Source organism: Paucibacter sp. XJ19-41 (genome assembly GCF_028462495.1).
In the GTDB taxonomy this organism is placed as follows: domain Bacteria; phylum Pseudomonadota; class Gammaproteobacteria; order Burkholderiales; family Burkholderiaceae_C; genus Roseateles_E.
Window position 1 is genome coordinate 1 of sequence record NZ_JAQOWX010000062.1, and the last position, 16517, is coordinate 16517.

A 16517-nucleotide genomic window follows, 5' to 3' on the forward strand; every position below is an offset into this window, starting at 1 on the left:
GACGCCGCGCAGGCACGCGCCGAGCTGGCCGCGGCCGAGTTCCGCCGCACCGTGCTGGAGGCCGCCGAGGAGACCCAGGGCGCGCTGGCGCGGGCTCAGGAGCTGAGCGCGGCGTCCGAGCATGCCGACCGGGCCGCGCGCCAGTCGCAGCAGGTCAGCCAGCTGGCCGAGCAACGCTACCGGCTGGGCATCGACAGCCTGCTGCAGCGTCTGCGCCAGGATAGGCAGACCCTGGAGCGCGAGTTGCTGGCGCGAGAGCTGCGCGGCGAGCAGTTGCAGGCCGCGCTGAGGCTGGAGCGGGCGCTGGGCCGGCCTTGAGCGTCAATGTGAATCAGCGCAGCAGCACCTCGACCCGGCGCGCCTGGCGCGGGCTGCCGCTGCCGGTGGCCAGCTCGGGCTTGCTCAGCTCGATGCGGCCCTCGGCCACACCCAGGCTCAGCAGCGCCTCGCGCACGGCCAGCGCGCGCTGCTTGGCCAGCTCGGCATTCAGCGCCGCGTCGCCACTGGCGTCGTGGTAGCCGCTGACCACCAGCGTCTTGCCTTCAGCCAGTGCCTGGGTCAGCTGAACCAGTGCCTCGTTGGCGCCACCGGCCAGTTCGGCGCTGGCGCTGGCGAAGAAGAACTTGACGACACCGTTCTCGACCAGGATCGCGGCCACATCCTCTTCGACCAGCACGGCCGCCGGCTGTGGTGCCGGCTTGGCCATGCTGCGGCTCTTGTGCACGCCGAAGCCGATGACCAGCGCCACCACCAGGGCCACGATGATGCCTACCAGGCGCAGGGCCACGCCCTCGTTCTCGTCAAAAAGCGCGTTCGTCGTCATGGGGTTTCCTCACCGGATGAAGCGAGGATTCTAGACGCCTGACCATGACAAGTCCTGACCCCGCAGCGGCAGGCTGCGGATGCGCTTGCCGCAGGCCGCGAAGATGGCATTGCACAGCGCCGGCGGCAGCGGCGGCAGGGCCGGCTCGCCCAGGCCGGTGGGCGGGATGTCGCGCTCGATGAAGTGCACCTCGATGCGCTCGGGCACCTCGGGCATGCGGATCTGCGGGTTGTCGTCGAAGTTGCCCTGCACCACCGCGCCCGCCTCCAGTGTGATGCGCTGGTGCAGGGTGCTGGAGAGCGCATCGATCACCGAGCCCTGCACCTGCTGCTCGGCGCCGCTGCGGTTGACGATGGGCCCGACATCGACCGCCGAGACCACGCGCAGCACCTTCAGCTCGCCGGCCGGGCTGACCGCGACCTCGACCACATGGGCAACATAGCCCCGATGCGCCCAGTAGGCAGCGATCCCCATGCCCCGACCCTTTGGCAAGACCTGGCCCCAGCCGGCCTTCTCGGCGGCCAGCCGCAGCACCGCCTTGATGCGGCCGACATCGAAGTCCGGCGCCTTCAGCTCGCGGTCCTCGCCCCACAGCGCCAATCGAAAGGCCAGCGGGTCCTGCTGCGCCGCATGGGCCAATTCATCGACAAAGCTCTCGGTCACGAAGGCGGCACTGTTGGCGCCGGGTGAGCGGTAGGGGCCGTCGGGCACATTGCTGTCCACCATCGCCACCTCGACCCGGTAATTGGGCACGAAGCGCGCCGGAAACAGGCCGGCGCGCAGCTTGGGCGTTACCGGGTCGCGGAAGGCGTGGCGCAGCGCGAAAGTCTCCCAGGCCGTGACGCGGCCCTGCGCATCAAGCCCGGCGCGCATGCGCTGCCAGCCGTGCGGCCGGTAGAAGTCGTGCCGCATATCGTCCTCGCGGCTGTAGAACAGCTTGATGGGCTTGCCCACGCGCAGCGCGATCGCGGCCGCCTCCAGCACGAAGTCCAGCTCGAAACGCCGGCCGAAACCGCCGCCCAGGCGCGGGATCGTCACCCTGACCTTGTCGACAGGCACGCCCAGTACCTTGTGCAGCGCCACCGGCACCAGATCGGGAAACTGGCTGGGCGTGGTCAGCGCCAGGCCACCATCCGGCAGCGGCTCGGCCAGGCAGCTCATAGGCTCCATCGTGCAGTGGGCCAGCAAGGGGAATTCGTAGAAGGCCTCGACCCGCCGGGCCGCCTGGGCGAGCGCGGCCGTGCTGTCGCCATCATTGCGCCAGACTTCGCCGGGCCGCTGCAGCGCGGCCAGCGCCTGCTCGCGGTAGCCGGCGCTGCTGTGCTGTCCATAAGCGCCGGTATCCCAATCGACCTTGAGCGCGCGGCGCGCCTTGATGGCCGCCCAGCTGCTGCTTGCGACGACGGCCACAAAAGGCTGCAGCCCATGGTGATTGCGATCCGCGCTGCGGCGCAGCGGCTCGGCGCTGCCCTCAACGATGAAGGCGTCCCGCACGCCGGGCAGGCGCCTGATCTCCGCCAGATTGGCGCTGCGCGCCGTGCCGCCGAACACGGGGCATTTTTCCACCATCGCATAGAGCTGGCCGGCGCGCTGCTGGTCCAGGCAGAACAGCGGCGCGCCGCGCGCGAAGCCTGCGCCGTCCACATTTGCATGGCGCTGGCCCAGCAGCTTGAACTCCGAACGCGGCTTGAGCTTGATGCTGTCGGGCGTCGGCACGCGCAAGCGCGCCGCCGCGTCGGCCAGCTCGCCATAGGCGGCGCGCCGGCCGCTGGCCGCATGCAAGACCTGACCCCGCTCGGTGCTCAGCTCCGCCTCCGGCACGGCCCAGCGCCGCGCGGCCGCCTGGATCAGCACCAGCCGGGCGGCTGCGCCCGCGCGGCGCAGGGGCTCCCAGGCGTTCGGGATGGACTCGCTGCCGCCCGAGCCCTGATCGGCCATGCCGGCGTCGTGGCCGGCCTGCACGATGCGCACCTGGTCCAGGCCCACGTCCAGCTCCTCGGCCAGCAGCATAGGCAGGCTGGTCTTGACGCCCTGGCCCATGTCCGGGTTCTTGGCCATCAGCGTGATCACGCCGGCCGGCGTGATCGTGATGAAGGCATTCGGGGCGAAGCTGTGCGGCGTGACCGCCTCGACATCATCAACGCCAAAGCCCAGCATCAGCCCGCCGCCGGCCAGGGCGCTCAGACGCAGAAAGCCGCGCCGGTCCAGTGCTGGCGTGGTGCTCATGCCGCCCTCCCGGCCACCGACTTGATCGCCGCGCGGATGCGCAGCTGGGTGCCGCAACGGCACAGATTGCCGGCCATGGCCGCGTCGATCTCGGCGTCGCTGGGGCGCGGATTGGCCTTCAGCAGGGCCGCAGCCTGCATGATCTGGCCGGCCTGGCAGTAGCCGCACTGGGCCACGTCATGGGCCACCCAGGCCTGCTGCAGCGGGTGCTGGCCCCGAGCGTCGAGGCCCTCTATCGTGGTGATCTTGCGGCCGGCAAGACCTGACACCGGCAGCTGGCAGCTGCGCGTGGCCTGGCCGTCCACATGCACTGTGCAGGCGCCGCACAGGCCCTTGCCGCAGCCGTATTTGGTTCCGCAGAGCTGCAACTCGTCGCGCAGCGCCCAGAGCAAGGGGGTATCGGCATCAAGTTCGGCACGGCGGGCCTGGCCGTTGATCATCAACTGGTAACTTGGCATTGTCGGTCTCCTCTGGAAGCCGCGCAGCCTAGGCGGACCGGGTCGCTCTGGCATAAGCGATCCGACGAAACCCGGCCAACGATGGACGAAGCCGGCTAGGCACGGATGGCTCAGCGCCAGAAACCCCGGTGTACCTCGGCCGCCTCATCGCCCAGCAGCGGACCGAGGCATTCGATCGCATGGGGCGAGGCGGCGAACACATCGCGGCAGGACAGCTCGGCGTCGCGCTGCTCGGCCACCTCGCCACGAAACGCGCGCAGCGCCACCGCGTCGATGCCGAACACGACGCGGCGGATGCCGGACCAGAAGATCGCGCCAGCGCACATCACGCAGGGCTCGGCCGAGGAGTACAGCGTCGCCGCCGCCAGGCGCTCGCGCGCGTGCAGCGGGCTGGCCCAGCGCAGCGCGTTGACCTCGGCATGGCCGGTGCAGTCGCCGCTTTCCGAGCTGTCGCACCAGGCCTCGGCCAGCAGCGCGCCGTCGGCCGCGACGATGAGGGCGCCGAAGGGCCGGTTGCCACGCTCGCGGCCGAGGGCCGAAAGCCGGATCGCCTGGCGCAGGTAGAGGGCATCGTCGGGCGTGCTGCTCATGCCTTGACCTCGCGCTCGCGCTTGGGCGGCAGAAAGCCCAGGTGGTAAAGCGCATCGGCGCTGGTCGTGTTCTTCAGGCCGTAGACGCCGACCACCTCGTCGACCTGGCGTTCGACCAGCAGCTTGCGCACATCGCCCAGGCCATGGCCGCGCGTGTCGGCCGCCGCCACATAGCCGGCCGTGATGCGCCAGCGCGCCAGCTCGGCGCGCTCATCGATCATCGGCTCGCGCTGCTTGACGGCGGCAATCGCCGGCAGCGGGTCGGCCAGGGTCTCGACGATGGCGCGGTTGCAGGCCCGCACAAAGCCGGCCACCAGCTGCGGCCGCTCGATGATCAGCCGGCTCGATGCCAGCACGGCATTGCCATAGAGATCGACCCCGGCCTGCGCATAGGACAGCACCGACAGCTGCTCGACCGGCATGCGCTGGAACAGCGACACGGCCGAGTCGTGGAAGTAGGTGGCGCCATCGGCGTCGCCGCGCACGATGACGTTGTCGCGCTGGCTGAAGTCGGTCGTGACCCAGTCGAACAGCTCGTTCTTGACGCCCAGCTTGCGCGCGGCCATCGGCCAGGCGCGGCGCGTGGCCTCGACCGCCGCCGCGGCGATGCGCTTGCCGGCCAGGCTGCGGAAGTCGCTGGTGATGCCGCGGTCCTTGCGGCCGACGATCACAAAGGGCGCGCGGTTGTAGTACTGGTAGACCGCCTGCACCAGCGGCGTGCCGGGGTTGCTGGCATTGAACTCGATCAGCGCGCTGATGTCGCCGAAGCCCAGGTCGTAGGCACCGCTGGCCACGCGGGTGATCGAGGCCACCGAGCCGGCGCCGACATCGATCTGCACATCCAGGCCCTCATCGCGGAAGTAGCCCTTGCTCTGCGCCAGGAAGAAGGGCGCGGTCTGTCCGCTGATACGGAAATCCAGCGTGAACTTGAGCCGGGTCAGCGGCCGGTTCTGGGCACGCACAAACGGTGTGGCCAGCGCGCCGGCGCCAAGGCTCAGCAGGGAGCGTCTTTGCATCATGGTGATTCCTCTCAAGCGGGGTGGATGGGAATGGCGCCGCGATGGATTTCCTGCTCGCCGTGGCGGCTCAGCAGTTCCATCAGCTTCTTGCGTATCAGCATGCCGGGGCGGTCGGACTCCATCGAGTACTCGATGCCGCGCCGGCGCGTGTCGACCAGCGCGTCGGGATCGGTCGATTCGAGAATGTCCTTGTCCTCGCGGGTGATCTCGGCGTCGAAGTCGATCAGCAGCTGGGCCGGGCAGTCGGCCTCGCTGTCATTGCGGAACAGCCACTGGCACAGCTGGATGTGGCCGTCGTCGATCGGTGTGAAGCTGTTGATGATGATGTGGCGGATGCCCGAGGGGTACTCGATGTCCAGACGCCGCGCGAAAGGCAGGAAATAGGCATTGCGCATATGGCGCGTCGTCACCGCGTCGGCCACGCCGCTGATGCGCCGGAAGCGCTCCGGGTTGGCGGCCGGGATCACGGTCTCGGCATAGAAGCCGGTCTCGGTGTCGACCAGCTCGTAGCGGCTGGGCCTGGGCTGATCGGCGACGCCGAAGGTGGCGCGGTGCACAAAGGAGAAGTGCGAGTTGTCGAAGGAGTTCTCCAGCGCCCGCAGCGGGCTGGTGGCCCAGCGCTCATGGAACTGGAAGATGGTGCGGTAGGCCGGGTCCTCGAACTCCGGCACGGCCGGAATCTCGGCAATCGGGTCCTCCAGCGCCACCCAGGCATAGCCATAGCGGGCCGTGCAGTGATAGGCCGGTGTGCAATAGTCGGCCGGGATGGTCTTGTCGGCCGGGTACTGCGGGATGCGCACGACGCGGCCGCTGCGGTCGTAGACCCAGCCGTGGTAGCCGCACTGCAGATGGCCCTCGGGCGTGCACCAGCCCTTGCTGAGCTTCGCCGTGCGGTGGCAGCAGCGGTCCTTCAGCGCGGCTGGGCGGCCCTGCGCATCGAGGAAGAGAACGATGTTTTCGCCCAGCAGCGTGAAGGGCCGGGGGCCGTCCTGCAGCTCGGACAGCGGCATGCAGGCATGCCAGAAACGGCGGAAGACCGCCTGACGGGTGGTGAGCACAAGCGCCTCGCAACTCGAAGTGAACAAATCCCCGGCGCACGGCCTTGGGGCACTTCGAGAGCAATTTCCGGCCGCTGTGCACCAGGGGTGCGCAGGCGGTGAACGCTTCTACTCTCTATGACAGGGATCAAGCAGCTTGCGTGCCAGCGGCGGCGGCCGGGTTTCGCGACCAGGGGTGTAAGGTAGGCGCCTCTGAGCACAAAGGAGTCCAGCGGTGAGCCACTTCCGTATCGAGAAAGACAGCATGGGCGAGATGCAGGTGCCTGCCGACGCCCTCTACGGCGCGCAGACCCAGCGCGCGGTACAGAACTTCCAGATCAGCGGGCCGATGCCGGCGCGCTTCATCGCGGCGCTGCTGCAGGTCAAGCTGGCCGCCGCGCGCGCCAATGTGGCGCTGGGCCAGCTGCCGGCCGAGATCGGCGAGGCGATCGAGATGTCGGGCGTCGAGCTGCTGGCCGACGCCGACCTGATGCGCCATTTCCCGGTCGATGTGTTCCAGACCGGCTCGGGCACCAGCAGCAATATGAACGCCAACGAGGTGCTGGCCACGCTGGCCGGGCGCAAGCTCGGCAAAGCGGTCAGCGCGAACGACCACGTCAACGCCGGCCAGAGCAGCAATGACTCGATTCCCTCGGCCCTGCACATCAGCGCGGCGCTGGCGCTGCACAATGAGTTGCTGCCGGCGCTGACCGGCCTGCTCGATGCACTGCGCGCCAAGAGCGCCAGCGACGGCCACCATATCAAGACCGGCCGCACCCATCTGATGGATGCGATGCCGGTGCGCCTGTCCCAGGTGCTGGACGGCTGGGCCGCGCAGATCGAGGCGCAGATCGCCCAGCTGCAAGGCCTGCAGCCGCGTGTTCAGGCGCTGGCCCAGGGCGGCACGGCGGTGGGCACCGGCATCAACGCCCATCCCGACTTCGCCGCGCGCTTCTGCACCGAGCTCAGCAGCCTCACCGGCCTGGGCTTCACGACCGCGCCCGACTTCTTCGCCGCGATGGGCTCGCAGGACACCGCAGTGGCTCTCTCCGGCGCGCTCAAGGGCCTGGCGGTGAGCCTGATGAAGATCGCCAATGACCTGCGCTGGATGAACTCCGGCCCGCTGGCCGGCCTGGCCGAGATCGAGCTGGAGGCGCTGCAGCCAGGTTCGTCCATCATGCCCGGCAAGGTCAACCCGGTGATCCCGGAAGCGGTCGCGATGGCGGCGGCCCAGGTGATCGGCCATGACGCGGCGATCACGATTGCCGGCCAGAGCGGCAACTTCGAGCTCAATGTGATGCTGCCGCTGGTGGCCCACAACCTGCTGGACAGCCTGCATCTGCTGGCCAAGACCAGCGCGCTGCTGGGCGAGCGCGCGATCGCCAGCTTCAAGGTCAATGCCCCGGGCCTGCAGCAGGCGCTGTCGCGCAACCCCATCCTGGTCACGGCGCTGAACCCGGTGATCGGCTATCTGAAGGCCGCCGAGATCGCCAAGCAGGCCTACAAGCAGGGCCGGCCGGTCATCGACGTAGCGGCCGAGCTGACCGAGCTCTCACGCGCCGAGCTGGAGCAGCTGCTGGACCCGGCCAAGCTGACGCAGGGCGGGCTCTAGCAGCCTGCGGCCAGCAGCGGCGTCGCCGCCTCCACCGGCGCCAGCAGCCGTGGCCAGATGCGCGGCCCGAGTTCGCGGCGGAAGGCGGCGAAATGGCCCAGGCTTTCCAAGCCCACATCGGCCGGCGCCAGCGTGTGGCGCTGAACCTGGGCGGTGCTGAAACGAGCGGCCAAGGCATCGACCGCCGGGGCCGGGCCGAACACCGGGTCGTCGCTGATGTTCCACAGATGCACCGGCCCGGTGAAGCGGTGGTAGCCCAGCTCGGCCTGCAGGCTGGGGTCGCTGAACATGAAGCCGCGCCGCCGGCCCCAGGCCGCCCACTCCAGCGCCGCCCCCTTGGGCAGGCCCTCGGCGCGCCGCGCTCCCATCAGCCAGCCGGGCGCATGGCCCAGCAGATGACCGGCGGCCGGCAGCATCGCGTGGAAGAACAGCCAGGCCTTGACCTTGTGGATGCCGCTCCAGAAGCGCCAGTCGGCCGCCTGCGCCGCCACGCCCAGGATGGCATCGGCCTGCTCATAGTCGGGCGCCAGCCCGATCGCATTGCCGCCGAAGGAATGGCCGACCAGCAGCAGGCCCAGCGCACGGCCCTGGGTCTCCTGCTCCATCCGGCGGCGGCGCTGCACCGCCCGCAGCGCCGCGCCCATGTCCAGCTGGGCCCAGTCGCGCAGCCGGGCGCGCTCCTGGCGCAGCGGTCCCTGCAGCGAGTCGCCGATGCCGCGGTAGTCATAGCTGAGCACGGCATAGCCGCGCTGTGCGAGCCACTCGCCGAAGCCGCGATAGAAGCCGCGCGCCACCGCCGTGGCCGGGCTGATCAGCGCGATCGCGCGCGGCGCGCCGGCCGGCTCGAACCAGGTGGCGGCCAGCAAACGGCCGTCGGCGCAGCGCAGCTGCAGCGTGCGTTGGCGCAGCAGCGGCTCGGCAGCGTCGGCGGCCATTGCGGGGGTGTTGAGCGTGAGGGTTTGAGGCATGGATCGAGTCTAGGTTGGCAATAATTCATTGACTAGATCAGCAAGGCTCATCACATTGCTTCCATGAAGTTGACAAAAGACCGCAACCCGACGTCGATGCGCAAGCCCGGGCGCGAGAGCGCGCTCGATGCCAATGCGCTGGAGCTGTTCGCCCGCATCGTCCAGGCCGGCAGCTTTGCCGAGGCCGCGCGCCAGCTGGGCCTGACGCGGGCGGCGGTCAGCCGCCGGGTCGCGGCGATCGAGGCGGCGGTGGGCGTCGCGCTGTTCGTGCGCAGCACGCGCAGCCTGGCGCTGACCGATTCCGGCCGGCGCCTGCATGCGCGGGCCAAGGCGGTGCGCGAGGCCGCCGAGGCCGCGCGCATGGCGCTCAAGCATCAGCGTGGCCAGCTCGGTGGCACCTTGCGCATCAGCGCCACCACCAGCTTCGGCCGCCATCTGCTGGCGCCGCTGCTGGCCCGTTTCCAGGCCCTGCATCCGGCGCTGCGCTACGAGCTGCTGTTCACCGACCGGCGCGTCGACCTCTTGCGCGAGGGGCTGGACCTGGCTTTTCGCATCACCGACCGCCCGCCCGAGGACTGGGTGGCCCAGCCGCTGCTGCGCTTTGCGGTGCGGCTCTACGGCCTGCCGCATCTGCGGCTCGAGACGCCCGAGCAGATCGCCGCCCTGCCCTGCCTGCTCTTGGGCCAGCATGAAGACCCGCGCGCCAGCCTGTGGCTGGGGCCGCAAGGCCAGCGCTGCGAGCCGATGCTGCAGGCCAGTGCCTGGGGCTCGGACATGGAGTCGCTGCTGGCGCTGGCCCGCCATGGTGCCGGCGTCGTGCCGGCACCGGACTTCTGCGTACCGGCCGGCGACGCGCTGGTCGACCTGCTGCCGGGCTGGCGCCTGCTGGTGCCCGAGGGCGAATGGGTGCAGGCGCTGAGCCTGCCGGCGCCCGGTGCGTCGGAGACCGCAAGGGCGCTGGTGGCCTTTGTCAGGGCGCAGATGGCGAACGCCGGCGACTCTTGAAACGCGGCCAGCCGTTCCTATTTCGGGTATCGACCGGCCATCGCTGGTTTTCCGGCCGGTGCACACCACTGAATGGAGGACATGCCATGTATGAATCGATGATGTCGAACTACCCGGGCTCGCTGTTCGGCCCGTTCGAGCGGCTGCGTCGCGAGCTCGACGATGTGTTTGGCGCGCCAGGCCTGCCAAGCAGCATCCGCGCCGTCGCACAGGGCAGCGTGCCGGCGGTGAATATGGGACGCACCCCGAACAGCTTCGAGATCTACGCCTTCGCGCCCGGCCTGGCCGCCGACAAGATCGAGGTCACGGTGGACCGCGGCGTGCTGCGCATCGCCGGCGAACGGTCTTCGGACATCCCCGCAGGCAGTGCCAAGCTCAATGTCTACACGCATGAGCGCGCCAGCGGCCGCTTCAGCCGCGCCGTGGCCCTGCCCGACGATGCCGACCCGGCGCATGTCAGCGCCAGCTATCGGGACGGTGTGCTGCAGATCAGCATCGCGCGCCGCGAATCGGCGCAGGCCCGCCGCATCACCGTGCAGTAAGCAGACACAGGAGCCCCCATCATGAGCAAGAACAACACCCCAAGCAGCGTCTCCCGCCAGGAGCAGGACCGCGCGGTGCAACCGGCGGTCGAGGTCTTCGAGGACGAGGCCGGCATCACCCTGCTGGCCGATATGCCGGGCGTGCCGCGCGAGCGGCTCGAGATCCGGGTCGAGGGCGACGCGCTGCTGATCGAAGGCAGCGTGCAGCCGGCCACACCCGAGGGCCTGGAAGCCGTCTACGCCGAGCTGCGCGTCCCGCGCTACCGGCGCAGCTTCACGCTGAGCCGCGAGCTCGACAGCGCCAAGATCGACGCCAGCATCAAGGACGGCGTGCTGACGCTGCGTATCCCCAAGCAGGCCCATGCGCAGCCGCGGCGCATCGAGGTCAACGCGGGCTGAGCACGGCCCTCAATCGGCCATCAGCACCCGGTCGCGGCCCGCACGTTTGGCACGGTACAGGGCCGCGTCGGCCGCCTCGATCAGCGCGGCCGACGCCTGGCCATGGCGAGGGAACAGGGCCAGGCCCAGCGAGGCGCTGATCGGGCCCAGCAGCCCCCCGCCGTGCTCGATCTGCAGGGTCCGTACTGCCGCGATCAGCTGCTCGGCACGCTGCAGAACTTGCTCGGTGTCGATATCGCACAGCAGCACGACGAACTCCTCGCCGCCGAAACGGCACACCACATCGCTGCCGCGCACCTGGGCCTCCAGCACCCGCGCCACCGCGCACAGCACCAGATCGCCGGCATCATGGCCATGGCGGTCGTTGAACTGCTTGAAGTGATCGACATCGAGCAGAGCCAAGGCATGGGTGACGCCCTTGCGCCGCGCCCGCGCCAGCTCGCGGCGCAAGGCCTCATCGAGAAAGCGGCGGTTGTAGAGCCCGGTCAGGGGATCGCGGATCGACTGCAGGCGCAGCGTCTCGCGCAGCCGGATATTGGCCAGCGCCAGGCCCGTCTGCTCGGCCAGGGCCACGGCCAGGCGCTGGCGCATATCGGATTGCTCCGCCTCGACCGGCGACCCGCGGTGCAGGATGGCCAGCAGGCCGAAGGTGTCACCCTGTGCCACCAGCGGCAAGCAGGCGCTGCCGATCGAGTCGCCGCCAAGATGCAGATGCGGGCAGGCCAGCGACTGGCCATCACCATTCAGATGATGGGGCCGGCCGCGACGCAGTGCCCAGCAGTCGTGGCTGCCGAAGCTGGCCTCGGCCTCCTCCAGCGGGCCCCAACCCATCTGCTCCTCCAGCAACTCACTGCCCGGCATCAGCAGATAGAGCGCGCCGCCGCTGGACGGGAACAGCCGCGGCCCATACCGGCGCAGGCAGTCGTAGGCCTCCTGGGGCGTCGCGCAAGCCTGCAGGAAGCTGGACAGCTCGCTGAGCAGGCTGACCTCGCGATAGGTCTGGCCGACCATCGCCAGGCTGCGCTCCAGCTTCTCGTTCGCCGCGCGCAAGGCCGCTTCGGCCGCTTTGCGCGCGCTGATGTCGTGCGAGACCCAGAGCGTGCCCTTGGACGGATCGCGCGGGTCCATGGCCTTGCTGTGGCTGCTGACCTCGATCAGCCGGCCATCCTTGCAGCGCAGCTGGGTTTCGCCGATCCAGACCTCGCCGCGATTCAAGGTTTCATAGGCCTCGCGGCCCAGTGCCTCATAAGCCGCCTCCGACGCGAACATCAATCGCGTCGAATGCCCCGTCAGCTCGCCCGGCGCATAGCCCAGCATCTGTTCGATGCCACGATTGCAGCGCATCGTGTGGCGGTCGCGCACCAGCATGATGCCGGCATTGGTGTTGTCGAAGATGGCCTGCAGCTCGAACAGCGCCTGCTGCAGGGCCTGATCGGCTTCCTGGCGGTCGCTGATGTCCTCGGTGATGAAGATCGTGCCCTTGCTGGCATCGCTGGGATCGATCGCCTTGGCCAGCATGCGGCAGCCGAACAGCGAACCGTCGCGCCGCTTCATCTGCAGCTCCACATCCAGCCGCTGCCCGGCCCCCAGCACCGGCACGGCCCGACGGCTCAGGGCCTCGTAGGCGGCCTCGTCCGGATAGACCAGCCGGGTCGACCGACCGACCAGCTCCTGGGCCGGCCAGCCGAACATCTCGCCGAAGCGCTCATTGCAGTGCAAGAAAGTCTGGTCGCGCGTGAAGGTGATGCCCAGCGAGGCGTTGTCGAGAATGGCCTTGTACTCGAGCAACAGCTGTTGGCGCAGCGCCTCGGCCTGGTGACGCTCGGTGATCTCGATGCCGACCCAGATCGTGCCCTTGCCGAGATCCTGCGGGTCGATCGCCTTGCCATGGCTGTTGGCCCAGATCGTCGAGCCGTCCTTGCGCACCACCACGGTGTCGCAGGAGTAGCCCTGACCCGAGGCAATGCAGGGCAGGGCGACTCGGCCGAAGTCCTGCCATTGCTGATCGGAGCTGAAATAGACCCGGGTCGACAGGCCGATCAGCTCGCCCGGCCCATAGCCCAGCAGTTCCTCGATGCGGCGGTTGGCGCGCCGGATGATGCGGTCCTTGTCGACCACCAGGATGCCGACGGTGGCGTTGTCGAAGATGGCCCGCTGCTCCATCAGCGTGCGCTCCAGCTCGGCGGTGCGCTGTTCCACCAGGGCCTCGAGCCGGGACTGGTAGCGTTGCAGCTCGTCCTGCTTGCGCTGGCGCTCGATCGCGATACCGGCCAACTGGGTCGCGAGGGCCAGCAATTCCAGTTCGGCGCTGCCGGGCGAGCGCACCTGCTTGTAGTACATCGCGAAGGAGCCCAGCACCCGACGGTCGGTCGCGACAATCGGTGTGGACCAGCAGGCCCGGAAGCCCTCGCCCTCGAGCAGGGATTTGTAGGCCGCCCAGCGCGGGTCGCTGCCGATGTCGGTGACCACCACGGTCTGGCTCAGCGCCATCGCACTGCCGCAGGAGCCCGCCTCGGGGCCAATCGGATAGCCGTCTAGCGCCTGCAGATAGGCCGGCGGCAGGCGCGGCCCGACGCCGGGCCGCACATGGATGCCGTCCTCGTCCAGCAGCAGCACCGAGCAGTAAAGCCCCTTGGACTGGGCCTCGATCAGCAGGGCCAGGCGCTGCAAGGTCTCGGCCAGCGGCGCACCGCGGGCGATCAATTCCAGCAGCTGTCCCTGCCCGGCATAGAACGACATCGGCGCCAGCGACATGCCCGACCCTCCCAATGGCTTTTGCTTCAGCGGCGGGCCATCTTAGGCGGGGCCATGCCCCGGGGCAATCGCGGCAAGCCGCAGCGGCTCAGCCTAGCGCGCGCCCGATCAGTATCTTCTGCACCTCGGACGTGCCCTCGTAGATCTGGCAGACCCGCACATCGCGGTAGATGCGCTCGACCGGGAAGTCGCTGACGTAGCCATAGCCGCCATGCACCTGGATCGCGTCGGAGCAGACCCGCTCGGCCATCTCGGTGGCGAAGAGCTTGGCCATCGCCGCTTCCTTCAGGCAGGGCTGGCCGGCGTCCTTCAGGCTGGCGGCATGGTGGATCAGCTGGCGCGCAGCCTCGATCTGGGTGGCCATATCGGCCAGCTTGAACTGGATGGCCTGGTGGTTGAAGATGGGCTGACCGAAGGAGACGCGGTCCTTGCTGTACTTCAGCGCCGCCTCGAAGGCCGCGCGCGCCATGCCCACCGCCTGCGACGCGATGCCGATGCGGCCACCCTCCAGGCCCGACAGCGCGATCTTCAGGCCCTGGCCCTCCTCGCCCAGCCGGTTGGCGGCCGGCACGCGGCAGTTCTCGAACAGGATCTGCGCGGTGTCGCTGGCGTGCTGGCCCATCTTGTCTTCGATGCGGGCCACCGTGTAGCCGGGCGTGGCGGTCGGTACCAGAAAGGCGCTGATGCCCTTCTTGCCAGCGGCCTTGTCGGTGACCGCCATCACGATGGCCACATCGCCGTTCTTGCCGCTGGTGATGAACTGCTTGACGCCGTTCAGCACATAGTCGTCGCCGTCGCGGACGGCCGTGGTCTTCAAGCCGCCGGCCTCCGAGCCGACATGCGGCTCGGTCAGGCAGAAGGCGCCCAGCATCGCGCCGCGCGCCAGCGGCTTCAGGAAGCGCTGCTTCTGGTCCTCGTTGCCAAAGCCCATCAGGATGGAGCAGACCGGGCAGTTGTTGACGCTGACCACGGTCGAGGTCGCACCGTCACCGGCACCGATCTCCTCCAGGATGATGGACAGCGCCAGATAGTCCAGGCCGGCGCCGTCGTACTCGGTCGGCACGGCCACGCCGTAGCAGCCCAGCTCGGCCAGGCCCTTCAGCTCGGCGGCCGGGAAGTGATGGCTCTTGTCCCATTCGGCCGCCTTGGGCGCGATCTGGTCTTGCACATAGGCGCGCACGGCGTCCTGCACGGCACGGTGGTCGTCGGAGAGGATCATGGGGGTCACCAGGCCAGAGGCTGGCCGTCATAGTTGAAGAAGCTGCCGCTGTCGGCAGGCATCAGCCCAGCCAGCACCGCGCGCATGCCGGCCACGCTGGTGGCGGCATCGATATCCGCGCCCTCGCCACCCATCTCGGTGCGCACCCAGCCGGGATGGAAGCTGCACAGCGTGGCCTTGCCGGCCAAGGCCAGCGAGGCGTCCTTCATCACCGAGTTGAGCGCCGCCTTCGAGGCCCGGTAAAGCCAGCCGGCATGCGCGGTACGCAGGCCGATCGAGCCCATGCGCGAGGACAGGAAGCCGATGCGGGCGCCAGGCGCCAGCGCGTCCTGCAACTGCGGCAGCACCCGCATCGCGCCCAGCACATTGGTGTGCATCACCGTGTCGAAATCGGCCTCGCTCGGTGTGTCCAGGCCCAGCTGGCGCGGGCCGTAGACGCCGGCATTGAGCACCACGGTGTCGAACTGGTGGCCGTCGATCTGCCAGGCCAGGCCCGAGGCGCTGGCGGTGTCGGCGACATCGAGCTTCAGCGCGGTGGCGCCCAGCTCGCGCAAGGCGGCCAGCGCCTCCTCGCTGCGCGCGGTGGCCACCACCCGATCACCGGCGGCGCGGTACTGACGGACGAACTCCAGGCCGATGCCGCGCGAGGCCCCGATGATCAGGATCTGCGCCATGGCTTAGATCAGCTCCACGCCGACGGCCGTCGCCTCACCGCCGCCGATGCACAGCGCCGCGACGCCGCGCTTCAGGCCACGATGGCGCAGCGCGCCCAGCAGCGTGACGATGATGCGGGCACCGGAGGCGCCGATCGGGTGGCCCAGCGCGCAGGCGCCGCCGTTGACGTTGACGATTTCGTGCGGCAGCTTGAACTCGGCCATCGCGGCCATCGTGACGGCGGCAAAGGCCTCGTTGACCTCCCACAGATCGACGCTCTTGGCGTCCCAGCCGTTCTTGACCAGCAGCTTCTGGATCGCGCCGACCGGCGCGGTGGTGAACCACTCGGGCGCATTGGCATGCACGGCGGTGCCGACGATGCGGGCCACCGGCTTGACGCCCAGGCGGCTGGCCGTGCTCTCGCGCATAAGCACCAGCGCGGCGGCGCCGTCGGAGATCGACGAGGAGGTGGCGGCGGTGATGGTGCCGTCCTTCTTGAACGCGGGCTTGAGGCCGGCGATCTTGTCGAGCTTGGCCTTGAAGGGCTGCTCATCGCGGTTGATCACGGTGTCGCCACCCCGGCCAGCCACCGTCACCGGCGCGATTTCCCAGGCGAAGCTGCCGTCCTCGTTGGCGCGCTTGGCGCGCTCGGTCGAGGCGATCGCGAAGGCGTCCTGCGCCTCGCGGGTGAAGGCGTATTTGTCGACACACTGCTCGGCGAACACACCCATGGCCTTGCCGCGCTGGTAGGCGTCTTCCAGGCCGTCCAGCGCCATATGGTCATACATCTGGGCGGCACCGTACTTGACGCCCTTGCGCGCGAACATCAGGTGCGGCGCGTTGGTCATCGATTCCATGCCGCCGGCGATCAGGATGTCGGCGCTCTCGGCCTTCAGCGTGTCGTGGGCGAACATCGTGGCGCGCATGCCGGCGCCGCACATCTTGGACAGCGTGACCGCGCCGACCGACTGCGGCAGGCCGGCCTTCAGCACCGCCTGGCGCGCCGGGGCCTGGCCCTGGCCCGCCATCAGGCAGTTGCCGATGAAGGCCTCGTTGATCGCGTCGCCGGGCACGCCAGCCCGCTCGACCGCCGCCTGGATCGCGACGGCGGCCAACTCCCAGGCCTGCAGCGAGGCGAAATCACCCAGCAGGCCACCGATGGGCGTGCGGGCGGCGGAAACGATGACGATGGAATCGGACATGGTGGGTCT

The 16517-nt window shown here is 69.4% G+C and carries 15 protein-coding genes and 1 pseudogene; 5 read left to right on the forward strand and 11 right to left on the reverse strand.

The annotated features are described in order from the left end of the window. Positions 1–318: pseudogene (locus PO768_RS16455) on the forward strand (hypothetical protein); the annotation flags it as partial. A 13-nt stretch (positions 319–331) separates the two neighbouring features. Here the strand turns inward: PO768_RS16455 and PO768_RS16460 are convergent. The 6 genes from PO768_RS16460 to PO768_RS16485 all read right to left on the reverse strand — a co-directional run bounded on the left by PO768_RS16460 (position 332) and on the right by PO768_RS16485 (position 6174). Then, on the reverse strand, positions 332–823 hold the full coding sequence (locus PO768_RS16460) for an OmpA family protein (protein WP_137941149.1): 492 nt from the start codon (positions 821–823) through the stop codon (positions 332–334). Between the two features lie 30 nt (positions 824–853). Continuing rightward, positions 854–3049 (reverse strand): xanthine dehydrogenase family protein molybdopterin-binding subunit, encoded by a 2196-nt coding sequence (locus tag PO768_RS16465; protein ID WP_272646919.1) that lies wholly within the window; start codon positions 3047–3049, stop codon positions 854–856. Continuing rightward, positions 3046–3507: a (2Fe-2S)-binding protein gene (locus PO768_RS16470; RefSeq protein WP_272646920.1), complete on the reverse strand. Its 462-nt coding sequence runs from the start codon at positions 3505–3507 to the stop codon at positions 3046–3048. Before PO768_RS16470 ends, PO768_RS16465 begins: the two co-directional genes overlap by 4 nt. Before the next feature lie 110 nt (positions 3508–3617). After that, positions 3618–4097, reverse strand: a complete 480-nt coding sequence (locus PO768_RS16475) for a nucleoside deaminase (RefSeq protein ID WP_272646921.1) — start codon at positions 4095–4097, stop codon at positions 3618–3620. After that, complete coding sequence (locus PO768_RS16480) at positions 4094–5113, reverse strand: ABC transporter substrate-binding protein (protein ID WP_272646922.1); 1020 nt, start codon at positions 5111–5113, stop codon at positions 4094–4096. The genes PO768_RS16475 and PO768_RS16480 overlap by 4 nt, the downstream gene beginning before the upstream one ends. Before the next feature lie 14 nt (positions 5114–5127). Continuing rightward, positions 5128–6174, reverse strand: coding sequence for an aromatic ring-hydroxylating dioxygenase subunit alpha (locus tag PO768_RS16485; RefSeq protein ID WP_272646923.1), 1047 nt, complete (start codon positions 6172–6174; stop codon positions 5128–5130). A 214-nt stretch (positions 6175–6388) separates the two neighbouring features. On the opposite strand from PO768_RS16485, the gene PO768_RS16490 reads away from it, so the two are divergent. After that, complete coding sequence (locus PO768_RS16490) at positions 6389–7765, forward strand: class II fumarate hydratase (RefSeq protein WP_272646924.1); 1377 nt, start codon at positions 6389–6391, stop codon at positions 7763–7765. Here PO768_RS16490 and PO768_RS16495 read toward each other — a convergent pair. Then, positions 7762–8733, reverse strand: a complete 972-nt coding sequence (locus PO768_RS16495; protein WP_272646925.1) for an alpha/beta hydrolase family protein — start codon at positions 8731–8733, stop codon at positions 7762–7764. The two genes, PO768_RS16490 and PO768_RS16495, sit on opposite strands and share 4 nt — an antisense overlap. Before the next feature lie 63 nt (positions 8734–8796). On the opposite strand from PO768_RS16495, the gene PO768_RS16500 reads away from it, so the two are divergent. From PO768_RS16500 to PO768_RS16510, 3 genes are all read left to right on the forward strand, one after another. Next, positions 8797–9738 carry a LysR family transcriptional regulator gene (locus tag PO768_RS16500; RefSeq protein WP_272646926.1) on the forward strand — a complete coding sequence of 314 codons (942 nt, stop codon included), beginning with the start codon at positions 8797–8799 and terminating at the stop codon, positions 9736–9738. 86 nt (positions 9739–9824) lie between these two features. Continuing rightward, positions 9825–10280: an Hsp20/alpha crystallin family protein gene (locus PO768_RS16505; protein ID WP_262970054.1), complete on the forward strand. Its 456-nt coding sequence runs from the start codon at positions 9825–9827 to the stop codon at positions 10278–10280. A 21-nt stretch (positions 10281–10301) separates the two neighbouring features. Next, entirely contained in the window at positions 10302–10679 is a 378-nt protein-coding gene (locus PO768_RS16510) for an Hsp20/alpha crystallin family protein (protein ID WP_272646927.1), read from the forward strand. A gap of 9 nt (positions 10680–10688) precedes the next feature. Here the strand turns inward: PO768_RS16510 and PO768_RS16515 are convergent, their stop codons facing one another. The 4 genes from PO768_RS16515 to PO768_RS16530 all read right to left on the reverse strand — a co-directional run bounded on the left by PO768_RS16515 (position 10689) and on the right by PO768_RS16530 (position 16508). After that, positions 10689–13433, reverse strand: coding sequence for a diguanylate cyclase (locus PO768_RS16515; protein WP_272646928.1), 2745 nt, complete (start codon positions 13431–13433; stop codon positions 10689–10691). An 88-nt stretch (positions 13434–13521) separates the two neighbouring features. After that, positions 13522–14652 (reverse strand): acyl-CoA dehydrogenase family protein, encoded by a 1131-nt coding sequence (locus PO768_RS16520; RefSeq protein WP_272646929.1) that lies wholly within the window; start codon positions 14650–14652, stop codon positions 13522–13524. Between the two features lie 5 nt (positions 14653–14657). Then, positions 14658–15326 (reverse strand): SDR family oxidoreductase, encoded by a 669-nt coding sequence (locus PO768_RS16525; RefSeq protein WP_272646930.1) that lies wholly within the window; start codon positions 15324–15326, stop codon positions 14658–14660. A 3-nt stretch (positions 15327–15329) separates the two neighbouring features. Further along, complete coding sequence (locus tag PO768_RS16530) at positions 15330–16508, reverse strand: acetyl-CoA C-acyltransferase (protein WP_272646931.1); 1179 nt, start codon at positions 16506–16508, stop codon at positions 15330–15332. Positions 16509–16517: the final 9 nt, after the last annotated feature.